This window comes from Sphingomonas yunnanensis, from assembly GCF_019898765.1.
Classification (GTDB): domain Bacteria; phylum Pseudomonadota; class Alphaproteobacteria; order Sphingomonadales; family Sphingomonadaceae; genus Sphingomonas; species Sphingomonas yunnanensis.
Genome location: NZ_JAIOKB010000007.1, coordinates 77,845 through 96,974, shown reverse-complemented (window position 1 = coordinate 96,974; position 19,130 = coordinate 77,845). Strand labels below are relative to the sequence as shown.

Below are 19,130 nucleotides of genomic sequence, written 5' to 3'. Positions count from 1 at the left end.
ATGTTTACGCGGTGATCGTCACCAGGTCGCCGCGCGCGCTAGCGGCGAAGACGCGGCGCGCGAAATCCTCGGGAATGCCGACGCAGCCGTGCGTCGCGTAGCCGCGCCGCACCGCGCTGGCGTGGATCGCAACGCCGTCGTTGGTGAGCCGCAGCATGTAGGGCATCTCGGCGTCGTACAGCGTCGACTGGTGAAGCCGTGCCCGCGCCAGTATCGGGAAGGTGCCCGTCGGGGTCGGCTTGTGGTCGGTGCCATAGAGGATCACCGCCGTGCCGATCTCGTGCCCGCCGCGGAACACCGACATGAGCTGGCGCGACAGATCGACGCGGATGCGCGTGTCGCCCTCGGCGGGTACGCCGCTCTCGTTCCAGACATAGTCGCCGAAGTGCATCGGCCGGTCGACGCGAAGGAGGCTGTGCACCAGCAGGGGCGCGGCGTTCGACGCCGGCAGCGACGGTTCACGCCCGGCGGGGTAGCTCACCCGCGTGCCATAGCTGCCGACCGTGGTGGCCGGCACGGTCGACACGACCGGAGCGGAGACGCGGGGCGGCGCGGGGCGACTCCACCACGCCATGCCGAGCGCGCCGACGCCGGCCGCGGCGAGCGCGACCGCTCCGCCGGCGAGCCGGCTCATGCGGCCGCGTCGACCTCCGCCACGCGGCGGCGCGCGACGCGACGCAGCGCGCCGCCGACCATCAAAAAGCCGAGGATCATCGTCGCCCAGGTCGCCGGCTCGGGCACCGCGGGCGGCGGCACGACCTCGTCGCCGCCTCCGCCACCGCCGCCTCCGCCACCGCCGCCGGTGCCACCGCCGCCGCCACCCGGGATGAACGGGGTCGTCGGGGTGAAGCCGCCGCCCGGCGGCAGCGGACCGAGCGCGGCCGGGGTGAGCGGCACGTCGCCGACGGGTATGCCGGGACCGAAGGCGAGCGGCGTCTCGGGCAGCTCGACATAGGGGGGAGCCCAACCGATGCTCGGCCGCTCGCGCACGGCGCTCAGCACGCGCTCGCGCGGCGCGCCGGGCACCGGCACGCGCGGCCGCGCGGCCAGCCGCTGCTTGGCGGGCTTGGTGGTGAACATCGCGCCGGCCTCCCGGCCGCCGGGCGAGCGGGCGCCGAGGATCGCGGAGGGATCGGGCAGGTCGATCAGGCGCGCGACCTTGGCGGACGCCTCGGCGATACCGAGGCCGCCGATCGTGCCGCCCAGCGCACCATAGCTGCCGACCGCGGCCACGCCGACCAGTCCGCCGATCGCCACGCGGGCGATCGTGAGGTGCCACAGCACAGTGAGCGGTCGACGCACGCTAATCATCGATGAGACCTATCCCTGTTTCCGAACCGACCAACGGTTAAGGAAGCGCGATGCTCCCTCTCTACGAATGCAGCCGCATGAGTCCAGAAAAATGTCCTGTGTTAAGACCTTATCATGGGACAGTGTTGCAAGCGGGCAGCAGTCGATCACGCTGCTGATCGATCAATTGTGTTAACCATTGGCGGAACGCGCGGACTCGCCGCAACTGTCGTGTGTCACGGTGTGTGACCAGCCAGAAGCCGCGCGTGACCGCCACATCAGGGATCACGCGCAGCAGCGACTCATCGTGGCCACCGATGAAGTGTGGCAGAACGCCCACACCGGCGCCCGCCGCGATCAGCCGGGCCTGCGCGTTGATGCTCGAACTGCGCAACGTCGGCGCCAGCGCCGAATCGATCTCGTGGAGGTATCGCAACTCGGGCGCGTACAACAGATCGGGGATATAGCCGACCAGCCGATGGCGTTTTCCCAAGGTCTCCCGCGTCGGCATGCCGTCGCGCTCGACCAGCGCGCGCGCCGCATAGAGGTGCAGCGCATAGTCGGAGAGCTTGCTCGCCACCACGGGGCCGTGGCGCGGGCGCGCGAGCAGCACGGCCACGTCGGCCTCGCGCCGCGAGGGGCTCAGGAAGCCTGAGTTCGCCACCAGATCGATCGTCAGCGCCGGATGCGCCGCCGCGAACGAGTCGAGGTGCTGCGCCACCAGCCAGACGCCGAATCCTTCGGACACGCTCACCCGCAGCGTACCGGTGAGCGCGCCGGGCGGGTCGGCACCCTCGCCGATCCGTTCCGCCGCGCTCGCCATCTGCTCGACCTGCGCGAGCAGCGACTCGCCCGCCTCGGTCAGCATTTGCCCCTCGCGGGTCTGCTCGAACAGCGTTCGCCCCAGCCGCGCCTCGAGCCGGCGCAGCCGACGGCCGACCGTCGTGGCGTCGACGCTGAGCAGCGCGGCGGCGCGAGCGATCTGACCGGTGCGCGCCACCGCGAGGAAATCCTGCAGGTCGTTCCAGGCGATTGGCTGCATCATCGCAGGCTGCGGTTGCAGAATTGCTGCTTGCCTGCAACTGCGCCGCGCCGCACAGCGGGGCCAACAGATAGAGGAGAGGCGATGCGCACCATCGACCATCACATCGCCGACGCGGTCGCGTCCGGCGGTGGCGCTGCCCGGGATCAGGTGCGGAGCGGGGACGTCTATGACCCCAACACCGGCCAGGTGCAGGCGCGTGTGGCGCTCGGCACCGCCGCCGACCTCGATCGTGCGGTGACGGCGGCGCAGGCGGCGCAGCCCGGCTGGGCCGCGACGAATCCGCAGCGCCGCGCGCGCGTGATGTTCCGCTTCAAGGAGCTGGTTGAGCGCGAGATGGAGTCGCTGGCGCGGCTGCTCTCGTCCGAGCACGGCAAGGTGATCGCCGACTCGAAGGGCGACATCCAACGCGGGCTCGAGGTAATCGAGTTCGCCTGCGGTATCCCGCACGTGCTCAAGGGCGAGTATACGCAGGGTGCCGGTCCGGGCATCGACGTCTATTCGATGCGCCAGCCGCTCGGCATCGGCGCGGGCATCACGCCGTTCAACTTCCCCGCGATGATCCCGATGTGGATGTTCGGCGTCGCGATCGCCTGCGGCAACGCCTTCCTGCTCAAGCCGTCGGAGCGCGACCCGAGCGTGCCGGTGCGACTCGCCGAGCTGATGCTCGAGGCCGGCGCGCCCGAGGGCATCCTCCAGGTCGTCCACGGCGACAAGGAGATGGTAGACGCGATCCTCGACCATCCCGCGATCGCGGCAGTGAGCTTCGTCGGCTCCTCCGACATCGCGCATTACGTCTATCGCCGCGGCGTCGAGGCGGGCAAGCGCGTCCAGGCGATGGGCGGCGCGAAGAACCACGGCATCGTCATGCCAGACGCCGACCTGGATCAGGTCGTCGCCGATCTCGCCGGCGCCGCCTTCGGCTCGGCGGGTGAGCGCTGCATGGCGCTGCCCGTCGTGGTGCCGGTCGGCGAGCAGACCGGCGACCGCCTGCGCGAGAAGCTGGTGCCGGCGATCCGCGCGCTGCGCGTCGGCGTCTCCACCGACCCCGAGGCGCATTACGGGCCGGTGGTCAACGCCGCGCACAAGCAGCGCGTCGAGGAGTGGATCGGCACCGCGGTCGAGGAAGGCGCGGAGCTGGTCGTCGACGGTCGCGACTTCACGCTCCAGGGCCATGAGCAGGGCTTCTTCGTCGGCCCGACGCTGCTCGACCGCGTCACGCCGCAGATGCGCTCCTACCAGGAGGAGATTTTCGGCCCGGTGCTTCAGATCGTTCGCGCGCCCGACTTCGAGACCGCGGTGCGGCTGCCGAGTGAGCATCAATACGGCAACGGCGTCGCGATCTTCACGCGCAACGGCCATGCCGCGCGCGAGTTCGCCGCGCGAGTCAACGTCGGCATGGTCGGCATCAACGTGCCGATCCCGGTGCCGGTGGCCTATCACAGCTTCGGCGGGTGGAAACGCAGCGCCTTCGGCGACGTTAACCAGCACGGCACCGAGGGCGTGCGCTTCTGGACCAAGGTCAAGACAGTGACGCAGCGCTGGCCCGACGGCTCCGCGCTCCCCGGCGGCAGCGAGGACGGTGGACCCTCGCGCGTGCAGGACGCGTTCGTGATCCCGACGATGGGGTGACGAGATGCGGCGAAGCGGACGGATGGCGATGACGGTGGGGCTGGCGGCGATGCTCGCCGCGTGCTCACCCGACACGGCGGACTATAACCGCCACGAGGTGCCCGAGGACGAGGCGCGTGCGCAGGCCGCGATCGAGCGCGCAGCGGCGCAGAACGGCGTCGCCACCACCGCGCGCGCCGGGGTGCCGATCGCCGCGCCGCCCGAGACCGCGGCGCGAGCGCGCGCCTTCCCGACCGAGTTCCTCGGTTACTGGGGCGTCAGCTACGACGACTGCCTGCTCGCCAACACCGACGCCACCGGGCGGATCAGCGTCGACGCCGACACGATCCGCTTCCACGAGGCGAAGGCACGCGTGCAGCGGCTGGAGCAGCACTCGCCCTATGAGGTTGTGGCGGACCTCCGCTTCGACGGCGCGGGCGGTCCGTCGTGGGAGCGGCGCGACCGTTTCACGCTCGAGCAGGGCGGCACCATCCTCGTCCGCAGCGAGGCACCCAACGTCCAGCGCTACCGGCGCTGCTGACCGCAAGGCAGGACATGATCGACCAGTTCGACCTCACCGATGACCAGCGCGAGATCCAGGAGCTCGCGCGCCGCTTCACCGCCGACCGCATCACCCCGCACGCGGCCGAGTGGGACGAGACGCATCACTATCCCGTCGACGTGTGGAAGGCGGCGGGCGAGCTCGGCTTCGGCGCGATCTACGTCAGCGAGGCGTCGGGCGGCATCGCGCTCGGGCGGCTCGAGGCGGCGCTGGTGATGGAGGCGATGGCCTATGGCTGCCCCGCGACCAGCGCGTTCATCTCGATCCACAACATGGTGGCGTGGATGATCGATCGCTTCGGCTCCGCCGAGATCAAGGACCGCTTCCTGCCCGGCCTCGTCACGATGGAGACGATCGGCAGCTACTGCCTCACCGAGCCCGGCTCGGGCTCGGACGCGGCAGCGCTGAAGACCAGCGCGCGGCGCGACGGCGACGATTACGTGCTCAACGGCACCAAGCAGTTCATCTCGGGCGCGGGCTACAACGACTTGTACGTCTGCATGGTCCGGACGGGTGAGGAGAAGAGCCGCGGCATCAGCGCGATCGTGGTCGAGAAGGGCACGCCCGGCCTGTCCTTCGGCGCGCCCGAGCGCAAGCTGGGCTGGAACGCATCGCCGACCGCGCAGGTGATCTTCGAGGATTGCCGTGTGCCCGCCGCCAACCTGGTCGGCGCGGAGGGCGAGGGGTTCCGCATCGCGATGGCGGGACTCGACGGCGGCCGACTCAACATCGGCGCCTGCTCGCTCGGGGGCGCACAGCGCTGCCTCGACGAGTCGATCCGCTATGCGCGCGAGCGCCAGCAGTTCGGGCAGCCGATCGCCGATTTCCAGAACACGCAGTTCACGCTGGCCGACATGGCGACCGACCTGGAGGCGGCGCGCGCCTTGCTCTACCTCGCCGCCGCGAAGGTGACCGCGGACGCGCCCGACAAGTCTCGTTTCTCGGCGATGGCGAAGCGGTTGGCGACCGACAATGGCTCCTCGATCGTCGACCGCGCGCTGCAGCTCCACGGTGGCTACGGCTATCTCAAGGACTATCCGATCGAGCGCTTCTGGCGCGACCTGCGTGTCCACTCGATCCTCGAGGGGACCAACCAGGTGATGCGCATGATCGTCGGCCGCGAGTTGACCCGGCAGTGAGGGAGGTGGGCCAGATCTCGCGTACTGGTGCTAGCCACATGCTCCGCCGTCATCCCGGGCTTGACCAGGGATCCATCGCGCCGCGTACGCTGCCATCGTCACGCTTGCCAAGGCATGGGTCCCGGCTCAAGGCCGGGATGACGGTGTGGTGCGGTGCAGGGTTCGCCATGCGGTCACGTCCGATTGCCCTGGCAGTGTCGGGGAGGATCGCATGACCGACCTCATCGCCGAGATCGAGGGCGGCGTGGCCAAGCTGCGGCTCAATCGACCGCAGGCGCTCCACGCGCTCACCGCCGAGATGTGCGCCGCCGTGCTCGACTCGCTCGAGTGCTGGCGCGGCGACGATATGATCCGCTGCGTTACCATCGACCACGCCGCGGGCCGCGGCTTCTGCGCGGGCGGCGACATCCGCCTGCTCGCCGCGAGCGGCGCGGGCGACGGCAGCGCCGCGCGTGCCTTCTTCCACGTCGAGTACCGGATGAACCACCGGCTGTTCACCTACGCCAAGGACGTGGTGGCGTTCATGGACGGGGTGACGATGGGCGGCGGCGTCGGCCTGTCGCAGCCGTGCCGCTACCGCGTCGCCACCGAGAATACCAGGCTGGCGATGCCGGAGACCGGCATCGGCCTGTTTCCCGACGTCGGCGGCGGCTGGTACCTCTCGCGCCTGCCGGGGCGGATCGGGCAGTATCTCGCGCTCACCGGCGCGCGCGTCGACGGCGCGGCGTGCCACGCGCTCGGGCTGGCGACGCACTACGTCGAGAGCGCTCGGCTCGACGCGCTCAAGCGCGACATCGCCGCACGTCCGGGCGAGTTGCGTGCGATGCTCGACGCCGCGCATGTCGCGCCCGGCCACGCCGCCCTGCTCGACCAGCGCGAGGCGATCGACCGGCTGTTCGCCTCGGACGAGGTCGAGGAGGTGTTCGCCGCGCTCGAGGCCGACGCGGGCGACTTCGCGCGTGCCACGCTGGCGACGCTGCGCACCAAGTCGCCGCAGACGATGAAGGTCTCGCTCAAGCTGCTCAAGCATGGCGCGGGCATGGCCGACTTCGCCGACGAGATGCGGCAGGAATATGCGGTCGCCACGCGCGTGGTGCAGCGCCACGACTTCCTCGAGGGCGTGCGCGCGGTGATCGTCGACAAGGACAACGCGCCGCGCTGGGAACCCGCCACGCCCGAGGGCGTCAGCGACCATGTCATCGACCAGATCTTCGCCCCGCTGCCCGAGGCGGAGGCCTGGACTCCGCACGATTGAGGGACCGACTGATGGCCGATTACGAGACGATCCTGGTCGAGCGACGCGACGCGGTGACGCTGCTGACGCTCAACCGTCCCAAGGCACTCAACGCGCTCAACTCGCAGGTGCTCGCCGAGCTGCTGCGCGCGCTCGCGGACTATGACGCCGATCCGGCGCAGCGCTGCGCCGTTCTCACCGGCAGCGAGCGCGCCTTCGCCGCCGGCGCCGACATCAAGGAGATGGCGGCGCAGGGCTTCGCCGACATGTACGCGGGCAATTTCTTCGCCGGCTACGAGCAGCTGACGCGCACGCGCAAGCCGCTGATCGCGGCGGTGGCGGGCTATGCGCTGGGGGGCGGCTGCGAGCTGGCGATGATGTGCGACTTCATCTTGGCGGCGGATACGGCGAGGTTCGGCCAGCCCGAGATCAAGCTCGGCGTATCGCCCGGCATGGGCGGCTCGCAGCGGCTCGCGCGCGCGGTCGGAAAGGCCAAGGCGATGGAGATGGTGCTCACCGGCCGGATGATCGACGCCGACGAGGCGGAGCGTGCCGGGCTGGTCAGCCGCGTCGTGCCCGCCGCCGAGCTGCTCGACGAGGCGCTGCGCACCGCCGCGACGATCGCCGAGATGGCGCCGCTCGCCGCGATCGCGAACAAGGAGATGGTCAACGCCGCGTTCGAGACGACGCTGGCGCAGGGCGTCCAGTTCGAGCGCCGGCTGTTCCACGCTCTGTTCGGTACCGCTGACCAGAAAGAGGGGATGGCGGCGTTCGTCGAAAAACGTGCCGGGCAGTGGAGCGGGCGCTGAGGGGTGACGCGGCGTCAGATCGCCCTTCGTTCGTGCTGAGCAGCCGCTGAGCTCGTCGAAGCGGCGTCTCGAAGCACCTGGCGCCACGGTCGCGGCAGCGCTTCGAGACGAGGCTTCGACAGGCTCAGCCTCTCCTCAGCGCGAACGGACGAGCGGCGAGCGTGGTGACGATAACGAGGAGAGGCAACATGGCACGCGTCGCGTTCATCGGGCTGGGCAACATGGGTGGAGGGATGGCCGCCAACCTGGCGAAGCACGGCCATGACGTGCGCGCCTATGATCTCTCCGCCGAGGCGCTGGCCCGCGCCGAAGCGGCGGGCTGCCTCGCCGCCGCGAGCGCCGCAGCCGCGGTAACGGGGGCCGAGGCGGTCGTCACCATGTTGCCCGCCGGGCGCCACGTCGCGCAGGTCTATGACGAGATCCTGCCGCTGGTCGACGCCGCGGCGATCCTGATCGACTGCTCGACGATCGACGTCGCCACCGCGCGCGCGGTCGCCGAAGAGGCGCGCGCGCGCGGCGTCGCCGCGGTCGACTCGCCCGTATCGGGCGGGATCGCCGCGGCGACCGCGGGCACGCTCACCTTCATGGTCGGCGGCCCGGCGGAGTCGTTCGAGCGGGCGCGGCCGTTCCTCGAGGCGATGGGCAAGGCGGTGATCCACGCCGGCGCGAGCGGCACCGGTCAGGCCGCCAAGCTGTGCAACAACCTGATCCTGGGCGCGACGATGATCGCGACCTGCGAGGGGTTCGTGCTCGCCGAGCGGCTCGGGCTGGACCCGCAAGTGTTCTACGACATCGCCAGCAAGGCGACGGCGCAGAGCTGGTCGATGACGAGCTACTGCCCGGTGCCGGGCGTCGGCCCGTCGTCGCCCGCGGACAACGACTATCGCGGCGGCTTCGCGGGCGCGCTGATGCTCAAGGACCTGGAGCTGGCGATGGATGCGGCGGCGGACGGCGGCGCGACGCTGCCGCTCGGCGCCCACGCGCGCGACCTGTACCGAGCGTTCGGCGAGGGCGGCCATGGTGGGGAGGATTTCTCCGGCATTATCCGGATGCTGCGGGGGGCGTAGGGGAGGGTGGCGGTTGTCGCATGACCGAAGCGGCGCCTGCTCACCGAAGACAGACATAAGCGCGACCTATCCATGGACGTTCTCCTGCGACCGCAGGAGCCCAGAGCCACATGAGACAGTACTCGTGACCCTAGGCTCCTGCGTCCGCAGGAGCGCAGCTATTCAGCGGGCCACCGCCTCACCGCAGCGCGGCCTCCACCTCCGCGCGCTTGGCCGCGCGCAGCGCGACGCACTGGCGGATCGCGCCGAGCGCCTGGCTCAGCTCCAGCGCGCCACCGCCCAGCGTCGCCAGCCGGGGGCGGAACAGCGCCTCGACCGAATTCGCCTTATCCGCGCTGCAATAGCCGCCGAACAGCGTCGGGATGCGCGCGCGCGCGAAGGCGGGGACCCCGGCGATCGCGCCGTCGAAGTCGCGCGTGAACAGCGCCAGCAGCGCGTCGCGCCCGAGCGGCTGGTAGGCGAGCCGTGTCATCAGGGTCAGCCGCTCGGTGGATTGCAGCGCCGGGTCGCGCGTCAGCTCGAGCGCGCGCGCCACCTCGACGGCGCTGGTGGCTTGGCCGAGCGCGCGCACCGCGTGCGAGCGGAACAGCGGGTCGCCGCTCGCCGCGAGCGAGTCGCGCAGGCGGTTCATGAAGGCGACGCCGCGGTCCTCCACCGCCACCGCGAATGCCAGCTCGCGATAGGAGGGATCGACCGGCCGCGGCGTCGCGGCGAGCGCGCCCTCGGCCGCCTCGGCGAGCTGCGCCCGCAGCGCCGCGTCGCGCGCGGTCTGCGCGGCATAGTCGACGAGGTTCTGCCGCAGCAGGCTCTGCCCCGTCTCCTCGCCGGCGTAGGCGCCCGGCGCGAACGACACCGCGCCGAGCGCGCGCAGCCGCGGCAGCGACAGCTCGCCCGCGAGCCGGCGCAGCCCCGCGCTCGCGGCGAGCGACAGGTCGAGCAGCTCGACCTCGGCGATCGCCTGCGGCAGCTGGAGCGTCGCGCTGCGCTCGCGATGCGCGGCGAAGGCGCGTGCTCCCGCGATCACGCGCGCGAAGCCGGCGTTGCCCGCGAGGAAGTCAGCCCAGAGGCTGTCCGCCGCCGCCATCGCCTCGCGCGCGGGCAGCGTCTCGGCGCCCTGTAGCAGCCGCGCCCAGCCGGCGTCGTCGAGGCTGTAGCGCCAATATCCCGCGCCGTCGGCGTTGGGCACTGCCAGGCCGTTGCCGCGCAACGCGAGCGTGCCGGTCGCGCCGCCGAGCAGGGTGCAACTGCGCGTCTCGCCCTGGCGCGCGCAGACCGGCACCGTCCAGGTCTGCGGCGTCGGTTGTGCGGCGACGCCGATCGGGCGGTAGCGCTGCTGGCTGAGCTGCCACCGTCCGGCCGCGTCGGCGCGGATACGAACCACCGGCACGCCGGTCTGCGTCACGAAGCTGCGGAACACCGGGACGATGCCGGGATCGCCCGAGCCGGTCGCCATCGACTCGAAGAAGTCGTCCGCGGCGGCGGTGCCGTAGCGAAAGCGGTTCAGGTGGAACTGCACGCCTTTGCGGAACTTCTCCGCGCCGAGATAGCGCTCCACCATCGTCAGCACCTGGCCGCCCTTCTGGTACGTGATCGAGTCGAAGGCGCTGGCGATCTGGTCGTTGCGCGTGATCTCCTGGCGGATCGGGCGCCCGACTGCGCGGCTGTCGGTATCCATGGCCGCGAACGCCTCGGCGAGCTGCGCCACGTCGGTGCCGAGCCCGGGCTGCCAGATCTCGCCGACGCGATTGCCGGCCCATTCGGCGAAGCTCTCGTTGAGCCAGATGTCGGTCCACCATCGCGGCGTGACGAGGTCGCCGAACCATTGATGCGCCAGCTCGTGCGCCACCACCGTGCCGAAGCCGCGCCGCTGCGACGCGGGCGCGTCGGGGTCGAGCAGCAGCAAAGTGTCGTTGTAGCTGACGAGGCCGGCATTCTCCATCGCGCCGCTCATCACCGGGCCGGCGATCTGGTCGAGCTTCTCGTAGGGGTAGGGAATGCCGAAATAGCGCTCGTGCAGCGCGAGGATCTTCGGCCCCTCGGCCGCGGCGAGCCCGAGCCGCTCGGCCTGCCCCTTGGTGGCGATCGCGCGGTACGGCAGCGCAGTGGAGCGCACCGCGTTGGCCGGCGCGTCGCCGGGCACCACGTCGAACGGCCCGACGGCGATCGCGACGAGATAGGTCGGCAGCGGCTTGGAGGGGGCGAAGACGTGGCGGATCAGTCCGGCGCCCGCTGGCGTGGCGGCGGTCTCGGGCGTGTTGGCGAAGACCTTCTGCCCGCTCGCCGCGGTGACGCTGAGCGTGAAGGGCGTCTTGAAGCCGGGCTCGTCGAAGCCGGGGAACATGCGTCGCGCGTCGATCGGCTCCATCTGCGTCCAGGCGTACCAGTCGTCGCCGACCTTGGCGCGGTACAGCCCCTCGGCGCCGGTCATGAAGGGCGCGTCATAGTCGAAGGCGAGCGTGACGCGGCCGGCGGGGAGCGGCGTCGCGAAATCGAGCCGCGCCACCCCCGAGGCGTCGACCTGGGTGTAGCGCGCGGTGACGGTGCGACCGCCGGAGCGCGCGACCGCCTTGGCGACCGCGAGGCCGTTGCCATGGAGGTAGAGCGAGGAGGTGGCGCGGCGGAGCTCGGCGTCGACCTCGGCGTGGCCGGTGAAGCGCTCCTGCTCGGGGCGGACGGTGAGGTCGATGCGATAGGCGCTCGGGCGCGCGGTGTCGGGCAGCTGGCCGAGCGGGACCTCTCCGGGGGCGGCGGTGGGAGCTGCGCGACTAGGGGCAGGGGCCTGCTGCGCCAGCACGGGGGCGCCGAGGAAGAGGGCGGTGGAGGCGAGCAGCGGGAGTCTCATGAGGCGCGACCTTCGTTCTGGTTGCGCGGGCGTAGGACGGAACGCTGATGAGCGGAACACTCGTGGAGCACATATGCTTACCGCTCCCCGGCGAAGGCCGGGCCCAGGCGGGAAGGTCGTCGTGGGTCTCAACAGCGTGCCCCACCTGGGCCCCGGTCTTCGCCGGGGCACTAGCCCCCTCACAACCGCGTGCGCACCTGCCACAGCTCGGGGAACAGCTCGACCTCGAGCATCTTGCGCAGGTACGACACGCCCGCGGTGCCGCCGGTGCCGCGCTTGAGCCCGATCACGCGCTCCACCGTGGTGACGTGATTGAAGCGCCAGCGCCGGAAATAATCTTCGAGGTCGACGAGCTTCTCCGCCAGCTCGTAGAGCGGCCAGTGCGTCTCGGGCGCGCGATACACCTGCTCCCACGCGGCCAGCACCGCCTCGCTCGCGAGATGCGGCGCACGCCAGTCGCGCGCCGGGTCGGCGAGCAGCCCGGCGGCGTGGAGGCGGACCAGCGCGGCGTCGTAGACGCTCGGCGCCTCGAGGATCGCCTCTAGCCGCGCCAGCGTCGGCGCGCGGTGGCGGTGCGGCCCGAGTGTCGCGGAAACGCGGTTGCCGCACAGATATTCCACCGCGCGATACTGCCACGACTGGAACCCCGACGACTGCCCCAGTGCGTCACGGAAGGTGGTATAGTCGGACGGCGTCATCGTGCGCAGCACGTCCCAGGCGCCGTTGAGCTGCTCGAGGATCCGCGCCACCCGCGCGAGCAGCTTGAACGCCTGCGGCAGCCGGTCGGCCAGGATCGCGTCGCGCGCGCTCTCCAGCTCATGGACCGCCAGTTTCATCCACAACTCGCTGGTCTGGTGCTGGATGATGAACAGCAATTCGTCGTGCGCGTCGCTCAGCGGGTGCTGCGCGTCGAGCACGCGGTCGAGCGCGAGATAGTCGCCATAGCCCATGCGCTCGGCGAAGTTGAGCTCGGCGTCGTGATGCTCGCCCATCACGTCACCGCGGCGCGGAGGTGATGCTCGGGGCGGTCCCAGGCGTCGGTGGCGAGGATGTCGGCGAGGATATCGACGGCGCGCAGCACCTCCTCCTCGCCGAGGTATAGCGGCGTGAAGCCGAAGCGCAGCAGGTCGGGCGCGCGCACGTCGCCGATCACGCCGCGCGCGATCAGCGCCTGCATCACCGCATAGGCCTGGGGGTGCGCGAAGCTCACCTGGCTGCCCCGCGCCTGCGGATCGCGCGGCGAGGCGAGCGTGAGCTGCGGGCAGCGCGCCTCCACCTCCGCGATGAACCGCTGCGCGAGGCGGATCGAGGCGGTGCGCAGGTCGGCCATGTCGACCCCGTCCCAGACATCGAGCGCGGCGTCGAGCACCGCCAGTGCGATCACCGGCGGCGTGCCCACCCGCATCCGCTCGACCCCGGGCGCGGGCGAATAGTCGCGCTCGAACGCGAACGGCGCGCGATGGCCGAGCCAGCCGCTCAGGATAGGCCGCGCGGTTTCGGCGTGGCGCGGCGCGAGGTAGAGGAAGGCGGGGGCGCCGGGGCCGCCGTTCAGGTATTTGTACGTGCAGCCGACCGCGAAATCGGCGTCGGCGCCTGCGAGGTCGACCGGCAGCGCGCCGGCGGAATGCGCCAGGTCCCACAGCGCGACCGCGCCGGCGGCGTGGGCGCTGGCGGTGAGCGCGCGCATGTCGTGGAGGCGGCCGGTGCGATAGTCGACCTCGGTCAGCATCGTCACCGCGACGCTGTCGTCGATCGCGCCCGCCACCTTCTCGGGCGCGACGACGCGCAGTTCGTGACCCTGGCCGAGCGACTCGAGCAGCGACTGGGCGATGTAGAGGTCGCTCGGAAAGTTGCCGCTGTCGCTCAGCACCACGCGGCGGTCGGGGCGGAGCGCGAGCGCGGCGGCGAGCGCCTGGAACAGCTTGATCGAGAGCGTGTCGCCGGTGATGACGCTGCCCGCCGGCGCGCCGACCAGCCGCGCGATGCGGTCGCCGACGCGCGTCGGCAGCGCCATCCAGCCGGCGTCGTTCCAGCCGCGGATCAGCCGCTCGCCCCATTGCTCGCGGATCACCGCGGCGGCGCGCGCCTCGGCCGCGCGCGGCAGCGGGCCGAGCGAGTTGCCGTCGAGGTAGATCACGCCCGGTGGCAGGTGGAACAGCGCGCGGGTGGCGGCGAAGTCGGTCATTCCCGGGTCTTAGCGTGAGGGAGGTGGCGGGCCAATCGGCTCGAAGTAGGCGCCTGCCCGCCGCCGCCGCGGCTACGTTCTCGCCACTGCTCCGCGCTCGCTACCGCCCCGGCGGACGCCGGGCCCCCCTCGGGGGACGATGGTGTTTCTCACGAGAGCCTGCGAAACTGGACCCGGGCGCTCGCCAGGGTGGCAGCGGAAGGGGCGAGGGCCGATGTCGGTATGACACATCGCCCCACCGTTTTCCGGCGAAAGCAGGGGCTCAGTCGGGACGGCGGGAGTGGGTCTCACCAGCGTCTCCCAACTGGGCCGCGGCCTCCGCGGGGCACCAGCACCGCGCCTCAGTCCGCCGCGACCGGCCCGGACGGCGCGCTCGGCCGGCGGCAGGTCCACACCAGCAGGATCAGCCCCGCGGCGAGCCACGCCGAGAGGCGGAACAGGTCGACCGAGGCGAGCAGATAGGCCTGGCCCACCATCTGGCGAGTCACCGCGCCGGCGGCCTGCTGCGCGCTCATCCCCATGCGCTGCATCTGCTCGGCCGCCATCTGGTACGGCATGCCGTTCCCGATCGCCTCGGCGAGCCGGCTCTGGTGGAGCGCCTCGCGCCGGTCCCAGGCGGTGGAGATCAGCGAGGCGGCGAACCCGCCCGCGGTGATGCGGCAGAAGTTCGAGATGCCGGTCGCGGAGGGCAGTCGCTGCGGTGGGATCTTGTCGAGCGAGATCGTCAGCATCGCCAGGAAGAAGGTGCTCATCGACACGCCCTGGACGAGCAGCGGCAGCACCAGGTCGCCGAAGGTCGCCTGCGCGGTATAGCCGGAGCGCATCCAGTAGCTGATCGCGAAGCCGCCGAAAGCGACGGTGGCGATCACGCGCGCGTCGACCTTCCCCGACAGCCGCGCCACCAGCGGCGTCAGCAGCACCGCCACGACGCCGCTCGGCGCCGCCACCAGGCCGGCCCAGGTCGCGGTATAGCCCAGCTGGGTCTGGAGCCACAGCGGCAGGATCAGAATGTTGGCGAAGAACACCGCGTAGCCGAGCGAGAAGCAGAGATTCCCGATCCAGAAGTTGCGGCGCGCGAACAAGGTCAGATCGACCGTCGGATTGGCGTCGGTCAGCTCCCAGATCACCCAGGCGACGAAGGCGACCGCCGCGGTGAGCGTCAGCACCACGATCAGCGGGTCGTTGAACCAGTCCGCGTTCTTGCCGAGGTCGAGCATGACCTGGAGCGAGCCGACCCACAGCACCAGCAGCCCTAGCCCGACCGTGTCGATCGGCAGTTTCATCGTCGGCGTCTCGCGGCTGCGCAGGTTGAACCAGCACACCAAAGCGGTGACGACGCCGAACGGCACGTTGATCAGGAAGATCCACGACCAATGGTAGTTGTCGGAAATGTAGCCGCCTAGGATCGGCCCCATGATCGGCGCCACCAGCGTGGTCATCGACCAGATGCCGAGCGCGGTGGAGCGTTTGTCGTGCGGGAAGATCGAGATCAGCAGCGCCTGGCTGCCCGGCATCATCGGCCCGGAGACGGCGCCCTGAAGCACGCGGAAGATGATGAGCGAGGGCAGGTCCCACGCCACGCCGCACAGGAAGGAAGCGATGGTGAACAGCACCACCGAGGTGCAGAACACGCGCACCACGCCGAAGCGTCGCATCAGCCAGCCGGTGAGCGGCACCGCGACACCGTTGGCGACCGCGAAGGCGGTGACCACCCAGGTGCTATTGTCGCTCGACACGCCGAGGTTGCCCGCGATCGTCGGCAGCGAGACGTTGGCGATGGTGCTGTCGAGCACCATCATGAAGGTGCCGAGCGCCAGCGCGAAGGCGGTGACGCCGAGCTGGACGCCGGTCATCGGCGCCTGTTCCTGCGGCGCGCCGCTAGCCATGATAGGGGTGCCTCAACCGTGTTCCCGCGCACGCAGGAACCCAGAGCTGCGAGCGCCGGCGTGCGTGGCCCTGGGCTCCTGCCTGTGCAGGAGCACGGGAAAGAACGTCGTCCCACTCGCGACCGCCATCCCTGACTTGGTCCGGGATCCACCCGTCCGCGTACCCAGCGGGCGTGAGGCCCGTGGCACGCTGGATGCCGGAACAAGTCCGGGATGACGAAGAAGGGAACGCAAGCGGATCATGCCGCAGTCCCGCGCCCACCCGGGTGGTGCCGCGCGGGAAGAGCCGCGCGGCCACCGCCGCGAGCCGCTTCGCGACGCCGCTCACCGGTTGGCCGCCACGATGCGGCGGATCTCCGCCTCGACCTTGGGGTCGGTCCCGACATTGGTGTCGCCGCGATAGGGCGACGCCGCGGTCTGTGCGAGCCGCGCTCCGCGCTGGTCGGCGGTGTCGACGGTGACGTCGACCGAGAGGCCGACGCGCAGCGGATTGGCGCGCAGCTCGCGCGGGTCGAGCGCGACGCGCACCGGCACGCGCTGGACGATCTTGATCCAGTTGCCGCTGGCGTTCTGCGGCGGCAGCAGCGCGAAGGCGTTGCCGCTGCCCGCGGCGAGCCCGATCACGCGGCCATGATAGACGATGTCGCCGCCGTACATGTCCGCGGTCAGCTTGACCGGCTGACCGATGCGCAGATCTTTCAGCTGGGTCTCGCGGAAGTTGGCGTCGACCCACAGCCGGTCGAGCGGCACGATCGCCATCAGCGGCGTCCCCGCATTGACCTGCTGGCCGACTTGGACGGTGCGCTGCGCCACCACGCCCGCGATCGGTGCGATCACGTGCATGTGGCCGCGTGCCACCGCGGCGCGGCGGTAGTTGGCGATCGCGGCGAGTACCGCGGGGCTGGTGTTGACGTCGGTGCCTTGCACCGTGCTCTGCGCCTGACGACGCTGCTCGCGCGCGAGGCGCAGGTTGGCGGTCGCGACCTTCACCGCGTCGGCGGCGTGACTCAGCTCCTCGCCCGAGATCGCACCCTGCTGCGCGGCGCCGCGGCGGCGCGCGTAGTCGTCTCGCGCGCGGTTGAGCTCGGCCTCGGCCTGGACGATGCCGGCGTCGGACTGGCCCACGCGCGTGAAGTCGGCGCGCGTCGAGCGCACCGCGCGCGCCAGCTCGGCGGCGGCCGCGGCGACGTTGACGTCGGCGGTGGTCGGGTCGAGGTCGATCAGCGGCTGGCCCGCGGTGACCGACTGGGTGTTGTCGGCGTGGAGCTGCGTCACCGTGCCGGGATCGCGCGCGGTGATCGCCACCACGTCGCCGGCGACATAGGCGTCGTCGGTCTCCTCCTCCGGCGGGGCGAAGAAGAAGTGCATGATCGCCCAGATGATCAGCACCACCAGCAGCACCGCGCCGAGGATCAGGAAGGCGCGACGGCGCGCCTTCGGCTTACCCGTGGGCGTGGGTGTCTGGGCGGGGGCGGGCGACGGCGTGGGGGCGGCGGTGTCGGTCATCGGGACAGGTCCTGGGCGCCGGTGGCGGGAAGGGGTGTCGCGGGCGTCGGCAGCGCGAAGCCGCCGCCGAGCGCGGTGGCGAGCTGCGCGCGCGCCGCGAGCGAGTCGATCGCGAGATTGGCGTCGGCCAGCTCGGCGTCGAGCAGGCGGATGTCGGTGTTGACGAGGTCGAGCCGGCTCGAGAGCCCGCTCTGAACGCGCACGCCGTTGAGCCGGTTGGTCTCGGCCAGCCCGGTCACGACCTCGCGCTGGCGCACGCGCGCGGCGTCGGCGGCCTGAACGCGCGCGATCGCGTCGGCGGCGTCGCGCGCGGCGGCGACGACCGACTCATTGTATTGCGCGGTGGCGACGTCGACCGCGGCGGTGGCGCCGCGCAGCTCGGCGGTGCGTCGCCCGCTGTCGAACAGCGGCAAATGGATGGCGGCGCCGCCCCCCGCGATCCCCGACGACAGGTCGACGAAGTTGCCGAAGCCGATCGCCTGCAGTCCGACCAGCGCCGAGAGGTTGATGTTCGGATAGAAAGCGCGGCGCGCGACCTGGCGCTGCGCGGCGGCAGCGGCGATCCGCGCCTGCGCCGCGGCGACGTCGGGGCGGCGCGCGAGCAGGTCGGCGGGCAGCGTCGCCGGCACCGGCAGCGCGGCGTCGGCGGCGAGCCGGGTCGGCTGGAGGGCGCGGGCATAGTCGCCGCCGCGCCCTGCCAGCGCCGCCAGCGCGTCGGCGGCGAGCGCGCGCGCGCCCTGCGCCTGCACCAGCGCGAGCTGCGCCTGCGACACGAGCGTCTGCGCCGCGGTGATGTCGATACGACTGGCGAGCCGGTTCTGCTCGCGCACTTGAACCAGCCCGAGCGACTGCTGCCGCGTCGCGATGGTGCGCTCGGCGATCGTCGCCTGGCGCTCGGCGCGCGCCAGCTCGACGTAGCTCTGCACCACCGCGCCGGCGAGCATCAGCCGCGCCGCGGCGCGGTCGTACTCGGCCGCCTGGAGCTGCGCCGCGGCGCCCGCGATCGCGGCCTTCTGCCGACCGAACAGGTCGAGGTTCCAGTTGAGCCCGGCCTGGCCGGTGCCGAGCGCGCGCACCGTGCCGGCGAAGGGCGGGGGAATGATGTAGTTGCTCGACAGCCGCTCCCCCTGGACGTTGACGTCGAGCGCGGCGTCGGGGCGCAGCTCGGCGTCCTGCCGCGCGAGTGATGCCTCGGCCTGCCGCACGCGCGCCGCGGCGGCGTCGAGCGAGGGGTTGCCCGCGAGCGCGTCCGCGACGAGGCGGTCGAGCTGCGGGTCGCCGATCGCGCTCCACCAGTCGGGCGCGAGCGTCACTGACGGGCCGGCGAGCGCGAGCTCGGGCGCGGTCTTGGCGACCGTCACCGGCGGCGAGCCGGGGACCGCGCAGGCGCTGGCGAGCAGCGCGGCGGCGAGCGGGATCAGTCGGCGCATGCGTCGGTCTCCTCCAGCGTGCGGCGCAGCTTGCGGAGCTGCGCGAGGAACTGCTCGATCTCGGCGGTGCTCCAGTCGGCGAGATAAAGGTTCCAGCACTCGATCGCCTTGTCGCGGCAGCGCATCGCGGCGTCGCGCCCGGCGTCGGTCAGCGCCAGGTTGACGACGCGGCGGTCGTCCTCGCTGCGCGTGCGCTCCACCAGGCCGCGCGCCTCGAACACGTCGATCATGCGCGTCATCGCGCCTTTGTCATAGGTGAGGTCGCGCGCCAGCGAGGCGCAGGTCGCCTCTGAGTCGAGGTGGATCGTGAGCAGCGTTGACCATTGCGACGCGGTCAGCTCCTCCTCGGCGAAGATTCGGTCGAGCAGCGCCAGGTTGAGCTGGTTGCACCGCTTGATCAGATAGCCCGCCGACCCGTCCGGCATGAAATTGTCACGGTTGTAGAACGACATTCCGTTGCCTTAGCAACCATTGCCTACGCAGTCAATATTATGTGTCGCCATATTGCTGGTGCGCGTGCTTGCGGG

16 protein-coding genes are annotated in these 19,130 nt (G+C 71.4%); 6 read left to right on the top strand and 10 right to left on the bottom strand.

What is annotated here, in order from left to right; all coding sequences use genetic code 11:
- Positions 1-4: 4 nt before the first annotated feature.
- The 3 genes from K7957_RS17075 to K7957_RS17065 form a co-directional block, all read right to left on the bottom strand.
- Positions 5-634 (bottom strand): L,D-transpeptidase family protein, encoded by a 630-nt coding sequence (locus tag K7957_RS17075; protein ID WP_246617209.1) that lies wholly within the window; start codon positions 632-634, stop codon positions 5-7.
- Positions 631-1,302 (bottom strand): PEPxxWA-CTERM sorting domain-containing protein, encoded by a 672-nt coding sequence (locus tag K7957_RS17070; protein ID WP_343228443.1) that lies wholly within the window; start codon positions 1,300-1,302, stop codon positions 631-633. The genes K7957_RS17075 and K7957_RS17070 overlap by 4 nt, the downstream gene beginning before the upstream one ends.
- A 121-nt stretch (positions 1,303-1,423) precedes the next feature.
- On the bottom strand, positions 1,424-2,332 hold the full coding sequence (locus tag K7957_RS17065; protein WP_223013707.1) for a LysR family transcriptional regulator: 909 nt from the start codon (positions 2,330-2,332) through the stop codon (positions 1,424-1,426).
- An 84-nt stretch (positions 2,333-2,416) separates the two neighbouring features.
- On the opposite strand from K7957_RS17065, the gene K7957_RS17060 reads away from it, so the two are divergent.
- The 6 genes from K7957_RS17060 to mmsB all read left to right on the top strand — a co-directional run bounded on the left by K7957_RS17060 (position 2,417) and on the right by mmsB (position 8,754).
- The gene (locus K7957_RS17060) at positions 2,417-3,964 is read left to right on the top strand and encodes a CoA-acylating methylmalonate-semialdehyde dehydrogenase (RefSeq protein WP_223013552.1); all 1,548 of its coding nucleotides are present in this window, start codon (positions 2,417-2,419) and stop codon (positions 3,962-3,964) included.
- Positions 3,965-3,986: 22 nt separating this feature from the next.
- Positions 3,987-4,484 (top strand): hypothetical protein, encoded by a 498-nt coding sequence (locus tag K7957_RS17055; RefSeq protein WP_223013550.1) that lies wholly within the window; start codon positions 3,987-3,989, stop codon positions 4,482-4,484.
- A gap of 14 nt (positions 4,485-4,498) precedes the next feature.
- Positions 4,499-5,644: an acyl-CoA dehydrogenase family protein gene (locus K7957_RS17050; protein ID WP_223013547.1), complete on the top strand. Its 1,146-nt coding sequence runs from the start codon at positions 4,499-4,501 to the stop codon at positions 5,642-5,644.
- A 211-nt stretch (positions 5,645-5,855) separates the two neighbouring features.
- The gene (locus K7957_RS17045) at positions 5,856-6,899 is read left to right on the top strand and encodes an enoyl-CoA hydratase/isomerase family protein (RefSeq protein ID WP_223013545.1); all 1,044 of its coding nucleotides are present in this window, start codon (positions 5,856-5,858) and stop codon (positions 6,897-6,899) included.
- Between the two features lie 11 nt (positions 6,900-6,910).
- The gene (locus K7957_RS17040; RefSeq protein ID WP_223013543.1) at positions 6,911-7,687 is read left to right on the top strand and encodes an enoyl-CoA hydratase; all 777 of its coding nucleotides are present in this window, start codon (positions 6,911-6,913) and stop codon (positions 7,685-7,687) included.
- Between the two features lie 188 nt (positions 7,688-7,875).
- Entirely contained in the window at positions 7,876-8,754 is an 879-nt protein-coding gene (gene mmsB, locus K7957_RS17035; protein ID WP_223013541.1) for a 3-hydroxyisobutyrate dehydrogenase, read from the top strand.
- Positions 8,755-8,932: 178 nt separating this feature from the next.
- Here the strand turns inward: mmsB and K7957_RS17030 are convergent, their stop codons facing one another.
- The 7 genes from K7957_RS17030 to K7957_RS17000 all read right to left on the bottom strand — a co-directional run bounded on the left by K7957_RS17030 (position 8,933) and on the right by K7957_RS17000 (position 19,055).
- Positions 8,933-11,596 (bottom strand): M1 family metallopeptidase, encoded by a 2,664-nt coding sequence (locus K7957_RS17030; protein ID WP_223013538.1) that lies wholly within the window; start codon positions 11,594-11,596, stop codon positions 8,933-8,935.
- A gap of 179 nt (positions 11,597-11,775) precedes the next feature.
- Entirely contained in the window at positions 11,776-12,588 is an 813-nt protein-coding gene (gene kynA / locus K7957_RS17025) for a tryptophan 2,3-dioxygenase (RefSeq protein ID WP_223013536.1), read from the bottom strand.
- Positions 12,588-13,781 (bottom strand): kynureninase, encoded by a 1,194-nt coding sequence (kynU, locus tag K7957_RS17020; protein WP_223013534.1) that lies wholly within the window; start codon positions 13,779-13,781, stop codon positions 12,588-12,590. The genes kynA and kynU overlap by 1 nt, the downstream gene beginning before the upstream one ends.
- Before the next feature lie 341 nt (positions 13,782-14,122).
- On the bottom strand, positions 14,123-15,667 hold the full coding sequence (locus K7957_RS17015) for a DHA2 family efflux MFS transporter permease subunit (protein ID WP_223013531.1): 1,545 nt from the start codon (positions 15,665-15,667) through the stop codon (positions 14,123-14,125).
- 324 nt (positions 15,668-15,991) lie between these two features.
- Positions 15,992-17,173 (bottom strand): HlyD/EmrA/EmrK family protein, encoded by a 1,182-nt coding sequence (locus tag K7957_RS17010; RefSeq protein WP_223013529.1) that lies wholly within the window; start codon positions 17,171-17,173, stop codon positions 15,992-15,994.
- Entirely contained in the window at positions 17,170-18,603 is a 1,434-nt protein-coding gene (locus K7957_RS17005) for an efflux transporter outer membrane subunit (protein WP_223013527.1), read from the bottom strand. The genes K7957_RS17010 and K7957_RS17005 overlap by 4 nt, the downstream gene beginning before the upstream one ends.
- Positions 18,591-19,055, bottom strand: coding sequence for a MarR family winged helix-turn-helix transcriptional regulator (locus tag K7957_RS17000; protein ID WP_223013525.1), 465 nt, complete (start codon positions 19,053-19,055; stop codon positions 18,591-18,593). The genes K7957_RS17005 and K7957_RS17000 overlap by 13 nt, the downstream gene beginning before the upstream one ends.
- Positions 19,056-19,130: the final 75 nt, after the last annotated feature.

Bases quoted from the DNA above. Each gene is read 5' to 3' on its own strand.
- K7957_RS17075 (WP_246617209.1), bottom strand. From the start codon at position 634: ATGAGCCGGCTCGCCGGCGGAGCGGTCGCGCTCGCCGCGGCCGGCGTC.
- K7957_RS17065 (WP_223013707.1), bottom strand. From the start codon at position 2,332: ATGCAGCCAATCGCCTGGAACGACCTGCAGGATTTCCTCGCGGTGGCG.
- K7957_RS17060 (WP_223013552.1), top strand. From the start codon at position 2,417: ATGCGCACCATCGACCATCACATCGCCGACGCGGTCGCGTCCGGCGGT.
- K7957_RS17055 (WP_223013550.1), top strand. From the start codon at position 3,987: ATGGCGATGACGGTGGGGCTGGCGGCGATGCTCGCCGCGTGCTCACCC.
- K7957_RS17050 (WP_223013547.1), top strand. From the start codon at position 4,499: ATGATCGACCAGTTCGACCTCACCGATGACCAGCGCGAGATCCAGGAG.
- K7957_RS17045 (WP_223013545.1), top strand. From the start codon at position 5,856: ATGACCGACCTCATCGCCGAGATCGAGGGCGGCGTGGCCAAGCTGCGG.
- K7957_RS17040 (WP_223013543.1), top strand. From the start codon at position 6,911: ATGGCCGATTACGAGACGATCCTGGTCGAGCGACGCGACGCGGTGACG.
- mmsB (WP_223013541.1), top strand. From the start codon at position 7,876: ATGGCACGCGTCGCGTTCATCGGGCTGGGCAACATGGGTGGAGGGATG.
- K7957_RS17030 (WP_223013538.1), bottom strand. From the start codon at position 11,596: ATGAGACTCCCGCTGCTCGCCTCCACCGCCCTCTTCCTCGGCGCCCCC.
- kynA (WP_223013536.1), bottom strand. From the start codon at position 12,588: ATGGGCGAGCATCACGACGCCGAGCTCAACTTCGCCGAGCGCATGGGC.
- kynU (WP_223013534.1), bottom strand. From the start codon at position 13,781: ATGACCGACTTCGCCGCCACCCGCGCGCTGTTCCACCTGCCACCGGGC.
- K7957_RS17015 (WP_223013531.1), bottom strand. From the start codon at position 15,667: ATGGCTAGCGGCGCGCCGCAGGAACAGGCGCCGATGACCGGCGTCCAG.
- K7957_RS17010 (WP_223013529.1), bottom strand. From the start codon at position 17,173: ATGACCGACACCGCCGCCCCCACGCCGTCGCCCGCCCCCGCCCAGACA.
- K7957_RS17005 (WP_223013527.1), bottom strand. From the start codon at position 18,603: ATGCGCCGACTGATCCCGCTCGCCGCCGCGCTGCTCGCCAGCGCCTGC.
- K7957_RS17000 (WP_223013525.1), bottom strand. From the start codon at position 19,055: ATGTCGTTCTACAACCGTGACAATTTCATGCCGGACGGGTCGGCGGGC.